At 70.3% G+C, this 12,769-nt stretch carries 16 protein-coding genes; 12 read left to right on the top strand and 4 right to left on the bottom strand.

Annotated features, from left to right (window positions below):
* Positions 1-42: 42 nt before the first annotated feature.
* Both OG570_RS19635 and OG570_RS19640 read right to left on the bottom strand, forming a co-directional pair.
* On the bottom strand, positions 43-669 hold the full coding sequence (locus tag OG570_RS19635) for a LysE family translocator (protein WP_247057088.1): 627 nt from the start codon (positions 667-669) through the stop codon (positions 43-45).
* The gene (locus OG570_RS19640) at positions 669-1,298 is read right to left on the bottom strand and encodes a LysE family translocator (protein WP_326958207.1); all 630 of its coding nucleotides are present in this window, start codon (positions 1,296-1,298) and stop codon (positions 669-671) included. The genes OG570_RS19635 and OG570_RS19640 overlap by 1 nt, the downstream gene beginning before the upstream one ends.
* Before the next feature lie 78 nt (positions 1,299-1,376).
* Between OG570_RS19640 and OG570_RS19645 the strand changes: the two genes are divergently transcribed.
* The 6 genes from OG570_RS19645 to OG570_RS19670 all read left to right on the top strand — a co-directional run bounded on the left by OG570_RS19645 (position 1,377) and on the right by OG570_RS19670 (position 5,663).
* Positions 1,377-1,607, top strand: a complete 231-nt coding sequence (locus tag OG570_RS19645) for a hypothetical protein (protein ID WP_326958209.1) — start codon at positions 1,377-1,379, stop codon at positions 1,605-1,607.
* Complete coding sequence (locus OG570_RS19650; RefSeq protein ID WP_326958211.1) at positions 1,558-1,830, top strand: hypothetical protein; 273 nt, start codon at positions 1,558-1,560, stop codon at positions 1,828-1,830. Before OG570_RS19645 ends, OG570_RS19650 begins: the two co-directional genes overlap by 50 nt.
* A gap of 48 nt (positions 1,831-1,878) precedes the next feature.
* Complete coding sequence (locus OG570_RS19655; protein WP_326944122.1) at positions 1,879-2,361, top strand: PH domain-containing protein; 483 nt, start codon at positions 1,879-1,881, stop codon at positions 2,359-2,361.
* 61 nt (positions 2,362-2,422) lie between these two features.
* Positions 2,423-2,956, top strand: a complete 534-nt coding sequence (locus tag OG570_RS19660) for a PH domain-containing protein (protein WP_326958213.1) — start codon at positions 2,423-2,425, stop codon at positions 2,954-2,956.
* Positions 2,957-3,023: 67 nt separating this feature from the next.
* Entirely contained in the window at positions 3,024-3,554 is a 531-nt protein-coding gene (locus OG570_RS19665; RefSeq protein ID WP_326958214.1) for a hypothetical protein, read from the top strand.
* A 93-nt stretch (positions 3,555-3,647) separates the two neighbouring features.
* On the top strand, positions 3,648-5,663 hold the full coding sequence (locus tag OG570_RS19670; protein WP_326958216.1) for a protein meaA: 2,016 nt from the start codon (positions 3,648-3,650) through the stop codon (positions 5,661-5,663).
* Here the strand turns inward: OG570_RS19670 and OG570_RS19675 are convergent.
* Positions 5,656-6,210 carry a cysteine hydrolase family protein gene (locus OG570_RS19675; protein WP_326944118.1) on the bottom strand — a complete coding sequence of 185 codons (555 nt, stop codon included), beginning with the start codon at positions 6,208-6,210 and terminating at the stop codon, positions 5,656-5,658. The two genes, OG570_RS19670 and OG570_RS19675, sit on opposite strands and share 8 nt — an antisense overlap.
* A gap of 71 nt (positions 6,211-6,281) precedes the next feature.
* Between OG570_RS19675 and OG570_RS19680 the strand changes: the two genes are divergently transcribed.
* Together OG570_RS19680 and OG570_RS19685 are read left to right on the top strand one after the other, a co-directional pair.
* Entirely contained in the window at positions 6,282-7,244 is a 963-nt protein-coding gene (locus OG570_RS19680) for a GlxA family transcriptional regulator (RefSeq protein ID WP_326958218.1), read from the top strand.
* Positions 7,241-8,014, top strand: coding sequence for an enoyl-CoA hydratase-related protein (locus OG570_RS19685; RefSeq protein WP_326958220.1), 774 nt, complete (start codon positions 7,241-7,243; stop codon positions 8,012-8,014). The genes OG570_RS19680 and OG570_RS19685 overlap by 4 nt, the downstream gene beginning before the upstream one ends.
* Positions 8,015-8,034: 20 nt before the next feature.
* Here the strand turns inward: OG570_RS19685 and OG570_RS19690 are convergent, their stop codons facing one another.
* Positions 8,035-8,583, bottom strand: coding sequence for an NUDIX hydrolase (locus tag OG570_RS19690; RefSeq protein ID WP_326958223.1), 549 nt, complete (start codon positions 8,581-8,583; stop codon positions 8,035-8,037).
* A 36-nt stretch (positions 8,584-8,619) separates the two neighbouring features.
* On the opposite strand from OG570_RS19690, the gene nucS reads away from it, so the two are divergent.
* The 4 genes from nucS to OG570_RS19710 all read left to right on the top strand — a co-directional run bounded on the left by nucS (position 8,620) and on the right by OG570_RS19710 (position 12,764).
* On the top strand, positions 8,620-9,279 hold the full coding sequence (gene nucS, locus OG570_RS19695; RefSeq protein ID WP_247057078.1) for an endonuclease NucS: 660 nt from the start codon (positions 8,620-8,622) through the stop codon (positions 9,277-9,279).
* A complete protein-coding gene (locus tag OG570_RS19700) occupies positions 9,280-9,489 on the top strand; it encodes a DUF1653 domain-containing protein (protein ID WP_326944115.1) in 210 nt (69 codons plus the stop codon).
* Between the two features lie 607 nt (positions 9,490-10,096).
* Entirely contained in the window at positions 10,097-10,873 is a 777-nt protein-coding gene (locus OG570_RS19705; RefSeq protein WP_326944113.1) for a hypothetical protein, read from the top strand.
* 196 nt (positions 10,874-11,069) lie between these two features.
* Positions 11,070-12,764: a sodium:solute symporter family protein gene (locus OG570_RS19710; protein ID WP_326944112.1), complete on the top strand. Its 1,695-nt coding sequence runs from the start codon at positions 11,070-11,072 to the stop codon at positions 12,762-12,764.
* Positions 12,765-12,769: the final 5 nt, after the last annotated feature.

Below are 12,769 nucleotides of genomic sequence, written 5' to 3' on the forward strand. Positions count from 1 at the left end.
CGCCCTGGGGGTAGGCAAACTCGCCCCCGGGAGCGGGCGACGTCAGCCTTCGAGGGCCAGCGCCGCGCCGAAGCCGAGCAGTGCCGTTCCGGTGACGCCGTCCATGGCGCGGCGCACCTTCCGCTGCTGCAACCAGCCGCGCACCCGGTGCACGAACAAGAGCAGCAGCACCTGCCACACCACGCCCAGGGCGGCGACCGTGTACGCCAGCAGCAGCGCGTCGCCCTGGTCCGTCACGCCCGGGGTCAGGAACTGCGGCAGCACCGATAGGTACAGCACGATCACCTTGGGGTTGGTGATGTTGGAGAGGAACCCTTCGCGGAACCGCCGGGCGCGGGACGCGCGCGCCCGGCGGACGTCGTCGAGCGCTTCGTAGTCTCCGCGCCAGGCGCCGCGCAGGGCCTGGACGCCCAGGTACACCAGGTAGGCCGCGCCGAGCCACTTCACCGTCACGAACACCGGCTGGTAGCGGGTGATCACCGCGCCCAGCCCGAGCGCGGCCGCCGTGCCCTGCAGGAAGTTCGCGACGCTGATGCCGCCGCACGCCCAGCCGCCGCCGCGCGCGCCGCCGGTGAGCGCGTTCTTCAGCACCACCATGGTGTCCGGGCCCGGCATCATTGCCAGCAACGCCATCATCGCCGCGAACCCGGCGTAGGTGCTCCACGTCATCAGGACTCCAGGGCGAGGGCGGCGCCGAACCCGACCAGCGCGGTGCCGGTGACGCCGTCGAGCGTCCGGCGGACCCGGCGACGGCCCAGCCACGCGCGCACGCGGTGCACGAACACCAGCAGCACCAGCAACCACAGCCCGCCGATCACGGCGGTGGTGTAGGCCAGCGCGAGCGCGTCCCACGTCGTCGTGTGCCCGGGGTCGAGGAACTGCGGCAGCACCGACAGGTACAGCACCAGCACCTTCGGGTTGGTGACGTTGGAGAGCAACCCCTCGCGGAACCGGCGGAAACCCCCGCCGCGACGGCGTTGCTGCGTCTGCTCGACGACGTCGTAGTGCCCGCGGAACGCGCCGCGCAACGCCTGGAAGCCGAGGAAGACGAGGTAGGCCGCGCCGACCCACTTGAGGGCGAGGAACACCGGCTGCGACTTCGCGATGAGCACGCCGAGCCCGAGCGCGGCGGCGCTGCCTTGCACGACGTTCCCGGTGAGGATCCCGAGCGACGCGAGCAGCCCGCCCCGGAAGCCGCCGGACAGCGCGTTCTTCAGCATCACCATCGTGTCCGGCCCCGGCGCGAGCACGATCAGGACCACGATGAGCAGGTAACTCCCGTACACACTCCACGTCACGGCTACCCACGCTAACCGACGGATCTCGGTCCGGTCTCGCGGATTTCCGTCACAGCGTCCGGCGCGTAGTTTGTCCGTATGTACCGGGGGGAACTGAGGCTTCAAGCCGGCGAAAACCTGCTGTGGCAGTGTTCGCCGCGACCCGAACCGCCCGAAGAGCGGAACAAGGCGGTGCTGGCTGGGTCGCCGCGGTCGTCGTTCGTGAGCCTCGGCCAGACGACGTTCGCCGCCGTGCTGGCCGTGTTCGGCCTCGTGTCGGGTGGCTGGTCCGAATACTCGCGGCGGCGGCACGCCGATCTGGTCGAGTAACTTCGCGACCGATCAACGGATCGTCGTCCACAGCGACGAAGAGGGCAAGTTCGCCGGCACGATCACCTTCGCCGGCGCCGAAGGTCGGCGCCGGCACCGGGTCGTCCACATCGACCGCTACGCCGAACCCGATCTCAGGCTCCGCGAGATCGACCACGCACAGAGGGTGTTCGCGCACGTACAGCGCGCTCGGCATGCGGCGCCGGACACCCCGGCAGAGTAGTGTTCGGCCATGTCAGCAGGGGAAATCGATCTTCTACCCGGTGAGCGCGTGCTCTGGGCGGGCGAGCCGGTCCAGCGCCCGTTCTACGTCGCCGCGGACGGGGTGATCGCCCCCGCCGGGCTCGTCGTCACCGCGGCCGCGCTGTGGTTCCTCCTCACGCAGCGACCCGAAGGCGCGGGCATGCTCGCCGGGCTGGTCGTGCTGGTGGCCGGCTTGTACGGCGCGGTCGGCCGGTCCGCCGTCCGCTACCTCGCACTCGGCCGGACGACGTATGCCGTGACGGACAGCCGGATCATCGCGCGCTCGGGCCTGTTCCGGCAGAAGGAACGCTCCAGCGAACTGGCCGGCCTGTCGGCGCCGGTCCTCAAGCCCGGTCGGTCGAGCACGGGCACCTTCGCCTTCCCCGAGCCCGGCTCGGTGACGCTGATGGGCGTCGGCGAACCCAAGCGCGTCCGCGACCTGCTGACCAAGGCCATCGACGAGGCGAAGAGCCGCCAGGCCCCGCCGGAACCGGACAGTTCGGCCGCCTGACGGGCAACCCGGACACCCGCCGGAGCGTGCCTCAGGTGTGCAGGCCTACACGGGTGAACAGGTGCTGTGGACGGGAAAGCCGGTCCACCGGCCGCTCTTGAACCGCCACGACCACAACGCCGTGCTCGTCGGGGCCGTGGTGCTCGCGGTCGTGGGGTACTTCGCGGCGGACCAGGCCGCCGCCGAAAGACCACACGCGCTCCTGGCGATGATCGGCTGCGGTGGTTTGCTGCTCTTCCACTTCGGCTTGCGGGCCGTGCAGCTCAGGCGCCTGACCTACGTGCTCACCGACCGCCGGCTGGTCGTCGACGCCGGTGCCGTGTGGCGGCGCACGCGGACCCAGCCCCTCACCGAGCTGGACGTGCCGGTCGTCGTGCCGGAGCGCGGCGGCGCGGGGACGATCACCTTCGGCCCGGCCGACCCGCGTCTCGTGGCCGCGGCGCGCTACGGCGCCCACCGGATCAAGGCCGTGCCCCTCCCGATCGTGCTGACGGGCATCGCCGAACCGGAGCGAGTACGCGCCCTGTTCGTCGAGGCGATCGGCGAGGCCCGGCGCAAGCAGGCGGCCGGCGAACCGGGTGACTCGCTCTTCTGACCCGAACAGGCAACCACCCGGTCCACGCGTGCGTGTTCCCACTGCTTACGGGGGAGTGGAGGCCACGGTGGACCTGCCGATGAACGTGCTGATGCCGGGAGAACGCCTGCTGTGGTCGGGCGGGCCGCGGCGCGTCGCGTTCGACGGCCAAGACTGGTACCGGCTGGTCTTCGGTCTGGTCTGGGGGTTTCTGACACTGGGGATCCCGCTGTTCGGGCACGCGCGGTTCTTGATCGTCTCGCCGATCTTCGCCGCGTTCGGGCTCGCGGTCGCCTGGGGCCCGATCGTCATCCGGCAACGGGCTCTGCGCCGCGCGGTGTACGCCGTGACCGACCGGCGGGTCGTGGTGGCCGATCGCGTCTCGGGCAGGATCCGCGCCTCGGCGTACCTGGGCGCGTTGCCGCCGCCGGTGGTGCGGGCCGGGCGCGCCGGCGCCGTCACCTTCGGGAGCACCGACGGCCTGCTGGGGTCGTTGACCGGGGCCGCGAACCCGGGGGCGTTCCTGGCTCGGTCCGTACGGCTGGTCGGCCTGTCCGACGCCGAGTACGTCCGGGACCTGATCGCGCAGGCCCAGGCCCGGCCGTGGGCCGCCGGCTGAGCGCGGCCGTCACCCGGACGTGTCCGATTCCACTCCGCCGCATAAGTTACCGGCCGGTACACTCTGTGGGTCGACCAGCGCCGGAGGTGCACAGTGCCGTACCCATCCGACCACGAGCGGGATCGCCCGTGGGTGATGCGCACGTACGCGGGGCACTCCTCCGCGGCCGCGTCGAACGAGCTCTACCGGCGCAACCTCGCCAAGGGGCAGACCGGGCTCTCCGTCGCCTTCGACCTGCCGACCCAGACCGGCTACGACCCGGACCACCAGCTCAGCCGCGGTGAGGTCGGCAAGGTCGGCGTGCCCGTGTCGCACATCGGCGACATGCGGCGGCTCTTCGACGGCATCCCGCTCGCCGAGGCCAACACGTCGATGACCATCAACGCGCCGGCCATGTGGCTGCTCGCGCTGTACGTCTCCGTGGCGCGCGAGCAGGCCGAAACCGAGGGCCGGGACGTCGACGAGGTGCTCGCGAAGCTCACCGGCACCACGCAGAACGACATCATCAAGGAGTACCTGTCCCGCGGGACCTACATCTTCCCGCCGGGCCCGAGCCTGCGGCTGATCACCGACATGATCGCGTGGACCGTGCACCACGTGCCGAAGTGGAACCCGATCAACATCTGCAGCTACCACCTGCAGGAAGCCGGCGCGACGCCGACGCAGGAGGTCGCCTACGCGCTGTGCACCGCGATCGCCGTGCTCGACGCCGTCCGCGACTCCGGGCAGGTCGACCCGGCCGACATGGGCAAGGTCGTCGCGCGGATCTCGTTCTTCGTCAACGCCGGCGTCCGGTTCGTCGAGGAGATGTCCAAGATGCGCGCGTTCACCGCGCTCTGGGACGAGATCACGCGGGATCGTTACGGCGTAACGGATCCGAAGGCACGCCGGTTGCGTTACGGCGTCCAGGTCAACTCACTCGGGCTCACTGAGGCCCAGCCTGAGAACAACGTCCAGCGGATCGTGCTGGAGATGCTCGCGGTGTCGCTCTCCCGCGGCGCGCGGGCCCGCGCGATCCAGCTGCCGGCGTGGAACGAGGCGCTCGGCCTGCCCCGGCCGTGGGACCAGCAGTGGGCGCTGCGGATGCAGCAGGTGCTCGCCTTCGAGACGGACTTGCTGGAGTACGAGGACATCTTCGACGGCTCGCACGTCATCCAGGCCAAGGTCGACGAGATCATGGCCGGCGCGCGCGAGGAGATCGCCCGCGTCCAGGACGTCGGCGGCGCGGTCGCCGCGGTCGAGAGCGGTTACATGAAGTCGCAGCTGGTCGGGTCGCTGGCCGAGTACCGCCGCGGGATGGAGAACGGCGAGCGGGTGCTGGTCGGGGTCAACAAGTTCGCGACGACCGAGCCGTCGCCGCTGCAGGCTGAGGGCGCGAAGGCGATCGAGACGATCGATCCGGCCGTCGAGAAGGACGCCGTCGCGGCGCTCGAGGAGTGGCGCGGCCGGCGGGACAGCGACGCCGTCGAGCGGTCGCTGGCCACGCTGAAGGAGACCGCGCGGACGTCCGCGAACCTCTTCGAGGCCACTGTGGACTGTGCGCGGGCCGGCGTGACCACCGGCGAGTGGTCCGGCGCCCTGCGCGAGGTGTTCGGCGAATACCGGGCGCCCACCGGGGTTTCCGCGACCGCCGCGGGCGGCGGCGACCCGGGGATCGAGCGGGTGCGCGCCCGCGTCCGCGCCACCGAGGCGGAACTGGGCGAGCGGCTGCGGATCCTGGTCGGCAAGCCGGGGCTCGACGGGCACTCCAACGGCGCCGAGCAGGTCGCCGTCCGCGCCCGCGACGTCGGCTTCGAGGTCGTCTACCAGGGCATCCGGCTGACGCCCGAGCAGATCACCGCGGCCGCCGTGCAGGAAGGCGTGCACGTCGTCGGGCTGTCGGTGCTGTCCGGCTCGCACCTCGAGGTCGTGCCGCACGTCGTCGACGGCCTGCGGGCCGCTGGCGCGGGTGACGTGCCGGTGATCGTCGGCGGGATCATCCCGCCCGACGACGCCGCGTTGCTCACCGAACGCGGCATCGCACGGGTGTTCACGCCCAAGGACTACGAGCTGACCGACATCATGGACGGCATCGTCTCGCTCATCCGGGAGCGCCACGGCCTCAGCTGAGGCCCGCCAGGATGTCCTTCGTGGACTTGACGGTGGCGAACTGGTTGTGCAGGTTCGCCGCCGTGACGCGGTACAGCTCGTCGGCGGTGACGACGTCGCCGTCCACGCCCGGCAGGTCGAACGTGAACGTGGCGTCGAGCGCGAAAGTCACGTCGTAGCCGAGGTTTCCGCCCATCCGCGCGGTGGTCTCGCAGCAGAAGTTCGTCTGGATGCCGGCGAGCACGAAGCTCGTGATGCCGCGCTTGCGCAGCCACGCGTCGAGGTCGACGTCGCCGATGAACGCCGAGTTGACCCGCTTGCCGAACACCAGGTCGGGGCGCGCGCCGTCGAGTTCGGGCTTGAAGTCGTTGCCCGGCTGGCCGGGCCGCAACGACGACTTCGGTCCCGTCGAGTCGTGGTGCACCAGCACGACCGGCAGCCGCCGCTCCTGCCACGCGTCGAGCAGGGCCTTGATGTTCGCTTCGGCGCCGGGGTTGTTGCGCGGTCCCCAGACGGGCTCGTCGAACCCGCGCTGGACGTCGATCAGGATGAGTGCCGTTTCGGTCATGACGTCGAGTTTCGCCGTTCCGTGCCGCCCGGGGGAGTGGCAGAAGACGCGCGATGCGGTACTTTTCTGCCATGCGCACGATCGGCGTCCTGCTCCTGCCCGGCACCCGGATGTTCGACCTCGCGGTGATCGGCGAGGTCTGGGGCCAGGACCGCACCGACAGCGGGATCGGCCCGTTCACCCTGCGGCTGTGCAGCCCGGGCCGGGTCCGCACGGCCGTCTCGCCGTTCGGCGACGTCGCGGCCACGCACGGCCTGGCCGGGCTCGACGGCTGCGACCTCGTGCTGGCGCCGGGCCGCGACGACCCGCTCGCTCCGGTGCCTTCTGCCGCCGGCGCGGCCCTGCGGCGGGCGCACCGCGCGGGGACGACGGTGGCGGCGCTGTGCTCGGGCGCGTTCACGCTGGCCGCCGCCGGCCTGCTCGACGGCCGCGCGGCGACCACGCACTGGCGCGACTTCGACGCCCTGACCGTCGCCGCGCCGCGCGCCGACCTGCGGCGCGACGTGCTCTACACCGACGACGGCGGCGTCCTGACCTCGGCGGGCGTCGTCGGCGGCCTCGACCTCTGCCTCTACCTGGTCCGCCGGGACCACGGCGCGGACGTCGCCGCCGCGCTCGCGCGCCGGCTGGTGATGCCGCCGGCGCGCGAAGGCGGGCAGCGCCAGTACGTCGACAACCCGCTGCCGCCGGCGACCGCCCAGCCGGGCATGGCGTCCACAATGGACTGGGCGCTGGCCCGGATCGGCGACGACATCGGCGTCGAGGACCTGGTCGGGCACGCGCGGATGAGCGAGCGGACGTTCCACCGGGAGTTCGCCGCGGCCACCGGCGTGACGCCGGGACGCTGGCTGCGCGTCCAGCGCGTCCGGTACGCGCAGCGATTGCTGGAGACGACCGAGCTGCCGGTCGAACGGGTCGCGCAACGCTCCGGCCTGGGCACCGCGGCGAACCTGCGGCGCCGGATGCGCGCCGAGGTCGGCGTCGGCCCGGACAGTTACCGGCGCACGTTCCGACGGGTTACCGTCGGGGCATGACCGAGTACGAGCACATCCTGGTCAAGCGCGACGGCGACACCGTCACGATCACCATGAACCGCGCGGCACGGCGCAACTCGCTGTCCGCGGACCACCTCGCCGAGCTGCTGGCCGCGTTCCGCGACGCCGGGACGTCCGACGCGACGGGCATCGTGCTGGCCGGCGCCGGCCCGGTGTTCTCCGCCGGCCACGACTTCGGCGACGTCGCCGCGCGCGACCTGATGGGCGTGCGCGAGCTGCTGACGCTGTGCACGGACCTGATGCGCACGATGCAGTCGGTGCCGCAGGTCGTCATCGCGCGGGTGCACGGCCTGGCCACCGCCGCGGGCTGCCAGCTGGTGGCCTCGTGCGACCTCGCCATCGCCGCCGAGTCGGCGGGTTTCGCGCTCCCGGGCGGCAAGGGCGGCTGGTTCTGCCACACGCCGGCGGTCCCGGTGGCGCGCTCGATCGGCCGCAAGCGCCTGATGGAGCTGGCGCTGACCGGCGACGTCGTCGACGCGCCGACCGCGCTCGACTGGGGCCTGGTCAACCGCGTCGTGCCGGACGAGCAGCTCGACGACGCCGTCGCGGAGCTGCTCGCGCGGGCGACGCGGGGCAGCCGGGCGAGCAAGGCGATGGGCAAGGTGACGCTGTACGCCCAGCTGGACCGGCCCGAGGCCGACGCGTACGCGATCGCGCTGGAGGTGATGGCCTCGGCGTCGCAGCTGCCCGGCGCCCGCGAAGGCATGGCCGCGTTCCTGGAGAAGCGCAAGCCCTCCTGGCCCGACTGATCACGGCTTCCCGGCGAGAGTCACCTGATCGGGTACCGCTCGGCCAGCATGAGCTGGGTCCATGCGGCCAGCGACTGCGCGTCGGTCATCTCGCCGGTGAGGATCATCTTCTCGACGTCGGCGCGGGTGAACCAGGCGCTGCGCATGTCCTGCTCCTCGATCTCGCGCTCGGGCTCGCCCTCGGTGAGCTCGGTGGCGAGGAACACCCAGCCGCGCTGGCTGCTCATCCCGGCCGCGACGTCGAGCCGGCCGAGCGTCACCATCGTGCCGGCGCGCAGCCCGGTCTCCTCGCGCAGCTCGCGGGCCGCGAGCTCGCCGGGCGGCACGTCGGCCAGGTCGGGCGCGGTGCCCTGCGGGAACTCCCAGCGGCGTTCGCCGAGCGGGTAGCGGAACTGCTCGACCAGCCGGAACCGGTCGCCGTCCTGGGCGATGACGAGCGCGTACGCCGGTTTGTCGATCACGCCGTAGATGCCGGCCGAGCCGTCGAGACGGCGGATTTCGTCCTCCCGGACGGTCATCCAATTGTTCCGGTACACCTCGCGGGACGCGACACGCTGAATGGGGTCCACCAGACCAGTATCCCGGACCTGTCCTACCCTCCTCGGGTGCGTCTCGTGATCGCGCGGTGCCAGGTCGACTACGCCGGCCGGCTGACCGCCCACCTGCCGATGGCTACCCGGCTGCTGCTCGTGAAGTCCGACGGCTCGGTGTCGGTCCACTCCGACGACCGCGCGTACAAGCCGTTGAACTGGATGAGCCCGCCCTGCTGGCTGATCGAGGACGGCAAGATCTGGATCGTCGAGAACAAGCAGGGCGAGAAGCTGGTGATCTCGATCGAGGAGATCTTCCACGACTACTCCCAGGCGCTGGGCGCGGAGCCGGGCCTGCAGAAGGACGGCGTCGAGGCGCACCTGCAGGCCCTGCTGGCCGAGCACATCAAGACCCTCGGCGACGGCTACACCCTGGTCCGCCGCGAATTCCCCACGCCGATCGGCCCGGTCGACATCATGGCCCGCGACGCCGACGGCAAGTCGGTGGCGGTGGAGATCAAGCGCCGCGGCGAGATCGACGGCGTCGAGCAGCTGACGCGCTACCTGGAGCTGCTGAACCGCGACCCGCTGCTGGCCCCGGTGCAGGGCGTGTTCGCGGCCCAGATCATCAAGCCGCAGGCGCGCACGCTGGCGGAGGACCGCGGGATCCGCTGCCTGACCCTGGACTACGACGAGCTGCGCGGCATCGAGTCCGACGAGTTCCGGCTGTTCTGAGTGGTGCAGCCCGGCCGCTACGTCCACTACAAGGGCCACGAGTACGAGGTGCTCGGCGTCGCGTCGCACAGCGAGACCGAGGAACAACTGGTCGTGTACCGCGCGCTCTACGGCGAGCGGGGCCTGTGGGTGCGCCCGGAAGCGATGTTCACCGAGACGGTCGAGACGCCGGACGGTCCGGTGCCGCGCTTCCGCCGGATGACTTCCTGAGCCACCTTCACCACAGTTCACGTCGAGCCGTTCGAGTGCCGGTTGTTCTTCGCCCTTGCAGGCTGAGGGCCGGTGGCGACTTGTTCGTTCAGCAGATCGGCGAACTCGCGGCCGGCGCGAGCACACCGAGGAACAGCACACGCGGGACGGTCACCCGGTCGTTGCGCCCGTACCGGGTTTCCACGTGAGCGGACAGGCCGTGAAGGGACGTTTCCTCCGGGCGGTCCGGTGGCGGGAAGACGCACCTGAGTCGCTTCACCCGTCGCCGCTGTCACGGTGATGCCGAATCGATGCCGTATTCGTGTATCTGATTCGGTGGCCATTACTCCGGCCGGGGAATTGTTGACCGGATAGCGCGCGTTGCGGTGGGCCGATCATTTCATCCGTCTTATCTTAATGCGCTGTTCGGGTGAGGTGCGGATCCATTGAGTCCGGCTCGTGGGATACTCGATTCGAGGGGTTCCGCCGGTACGTCCGGTGTGGCCGGAGGGTGGTGCGCTCGGCCGTCTTTCTTCGTCGTGCCAACGTTTGTTTCCGCCTTTGAGCTCGGTGTGCGCATGTCCTCCGGTCGATGTGCGCGCGTTTCGCCTGCACGGAGGAGGAAGTCATGCGTTATCGCCCGCTCGGTTCCGATCCGCTCGACCCGCGGCTGGGCCGGTTCATTCCGGACGACTGGGAGCACGTCGAACGGTATCCGTTGTCGGCGCTCGCCGACGACGACCGGCCGACGCGGTCGCCCGTCGTCATCGGGGTCAACTGGTACTCCGCTTTCGACACGCCGGAGCAGGACGAGAAGTCCGGCGAGTTCTTCATCGCGAAGGCGGGCGCCGACGCGCTCGGCCGGATCCGCGGCGGGCACTGCGTCTGCCTCGAACCGGGCGGTACCCCGGACACCGACGCCAACTACGCCTTCTACGACCAGGGCGCGGAAGGCGCCTGCGTCGGCTTCGGCTGGTCGCGGTGCATGTCGCTGTTCAACGGCGGCGAGTACACCGCCCGCTGGCTCTGGGACGCGGCCAAGAAGGGCGACGAATGGCCCGAGACCAACCCCGGTGACGACAACGGCACCTCCGTCCGCGCCGGCGCCGAGGTGCTCAAGGACGCCGGCCACGTCCTCTGGGACGACTCGTACAAGAACGACGACTGGGAGGCGCGGGAGAAGTACGTCCCCGACGCCAAGCAGGGCATCGCGGCCTTCCGCTGGGCCAAGTCGGTCGACGACGTGCACGCCGTCCTCGGCAACCCGCGGGCCGACGAGCTCGGCGCGGTGCCGCTGCTCAACTCGTGGGGGCCGGAGTACCCGCACCGCACCTACCTGCCCGACGACGTGCTCGCCCGGCTGATCGACGAGGAGGGTGAGATCGCCGTCCCGACCGATCGATGATCCCCAACTGAGTCGCTCCCGCGGCGTCGAGGGCGCGTTTCCACTGGTCAGAGACCGGGAAACGCGCCCTCTGTGCACAATGGACAGCTCAGCGTGCCGACCCGGAAACCATGCAGTACTGTCCGGATCCGACAGGACAGTGGTGATTCCTGTCGGTTCTTGTCCAGTTTGAAAGTACAGCCGGGAGGTGGGTCGGGTGCTTCTCGCCGATGCGAACCTGCGACTCGACGCCAACGCGATCGACTACATCGAGCTGGCGTTCTACTTCGTCCTGGTGCTCGGCATCGGGTACCTGGCCCGGAGGCAGGTGTCGAGCAGTCTCGACTTCTTCCTGTCGGGCCGTTCGCTACCCGCCTGGGTGACCGGCCTGGCGTTCATCTCCGCGAACCTCGGCGCGGTCGAGGTCATGGGCATGTCGGCCAACGGCGCCCAGTACGGCCTGCCGACCGTGCACTACTTCTGGATCGGCGCGATCCCGGCGATGCTGTTCCTCGGCATCGTGATGATGCCGTTCTACTACGGCTCGAAGGTCCGCAGCGTCCCGGAGTTCATGCGCCGCCGCTTCGGCAAGCCGGCCCACCTGCTCAACGGCATCAGCTTCGCCGCCGCTCAGATCCTGATCGCCGGCGCGAACCTGTTCCTGCTGGCCAGCGTCGTGAACCTGCTGCTGGGCTGGCCGATCTGGGTGTCGATCATCATCGCCGCCGTGATCGTGCTCTCCTACACCGCGCTCGGCGGCCTCTCCGCCGCGATCTACAACGAGGTCCTGCAGTTCTTCGTGATCGTGATCGCGCTGGTCCCGCTGACGATCATCGGCCTGGTGAAGGTCGGCGGCTGGCAGGGCCTGGTCGACAAGGTCACCGGCAGCCCGGGCGGCACCGCGCAGCTGCACTCGTGGCCCGGTGACAACCTGACGGGCTTCGGCAACAACATCCTCTCGATCCTCGGCATCGTGTTCGGTCTGGGCTTCGTGCTCTCGTTCGGCTACTGGACGACGAACTTCGTCGAGGTGCAGCGCGCGATGGCGTCGAAGAGCATGTCCGCCGCGCGGCGCACGCCGATCATCGGCGCGTTCCCGAAGATGCTGGTCCCGTTCATCGTGATCATCCCCGGCATGATCGCCGCGGTCACCGTGTCCGAGTACGTCAAGGACAAGCAGGTCCTGCTCGACGGCGGCACCGCGGAAAGCGGCGTCACCTTCAACAACGCGCTCCTGCTGCTGATGCGCGACCTGCTGCCCAACGGCATGCTCGGCATCGCGATCGCCGGCCTGCTGGCCTCGTTCATGGCCGGCATGGCCGCGAACCTCAGCTCGTTCAACACGGTCTTCACGTACGACATCTGGCAGACGTACGTCAAGAAGGACAAGCCGGACGGCTACTACCTGCGTCTCGGACGCATCGTCACGTCGGTCGGCACGGTCCTCGCGATCGGCACCGCGTTCATCGCCTCGAACTCCGGCAACATCCTGGACTACCTGCAGGACCTGTTCTCGTTCTTCAACGCGCCGCTGTTCGCGACGTTCATCCTGGGCATGTTCTGGAAGCGGATGACGCCGCACGCCGGCTGGAGCGGCCTGCTGCTCGGCACCGCGTCCGCGATCACCGTCTGGGGCCTGTCGCAGGCCGGGGTGATCGGCCTGAGCGGCCAGGGCACCAGCTTCGTGGCCGCCGGTACCGCGTTCGTCGTCGACATCGTGGTGAGCGTCGTGGTCTCGCTGGCGACCAAGCCGAAGCCGGACGAAGAGCTGGTGGGTCTCGTCTACTCGCTGACGCCGAAGGCGACGCGGCAGCACGACAACACCGGCGAGAACGCGGGCTGGTACCGCAAGCCGGGCCTGCTCGCGGGCATCGTGCTCATCCTGACCATCGCCCTCAACGTCATCTTCTAGGAGGT

Source organism: Amycolatopsis sp. NBC_01286, assembly GCF_035982555.1.
Classification (GTDB): domain Bacteria; phylum Actinomycetota; class Actinomycetes; order Mycobacteriales; family Pseudonocardiaceae; genus Amycolatopsis.

Bases quoted from the DNA above. Each gene is read 5' to 3' on its own strand.
- OG570_RS19635 (WP_247057088.1), bottom strand. From the start codon at position 669: ATGACGTGGAGCACCTACGCCGGGTTCGCGGCGATGATGGCGTTGCTG.
- OG570_RS19645 (WP_326958209.1), top strand. From the start codon at position 1,377: ATGTACCGGGGGGAACTGAGGCTTCAAGCCGGCGAAAACCTGCTGTGG.
- OG570_RS19675 (WP_326944118.1), bottom strand. From the start codon at position 6,210: ATGACCGAAACGGCACTCATCCTGATCGACGTCCAGCGCGGGTTCGAC.
- OG570_RS19680 (WP_326958218.1), top strand. From the start codon at position 6,282: ATGCGCACGATCGGCGTCCTGCTCCTGCCCGGCACCCGGATGTTCGAC.
- OG570_RS19685 (WP_326958220.1), top strand. From the start codon at position 7,241: ATGACCGAGTACGAGCACATCCTGGTCAAGCGCGACGGCGACACCGTC.
- OG570_RS19705 (WP_326944113.1), top strand. From the start codon at position 10,097: ATGCGTTATCGCCCGCTCGGTTCCGATCCGCTCGACCCGCGGCTGGGC.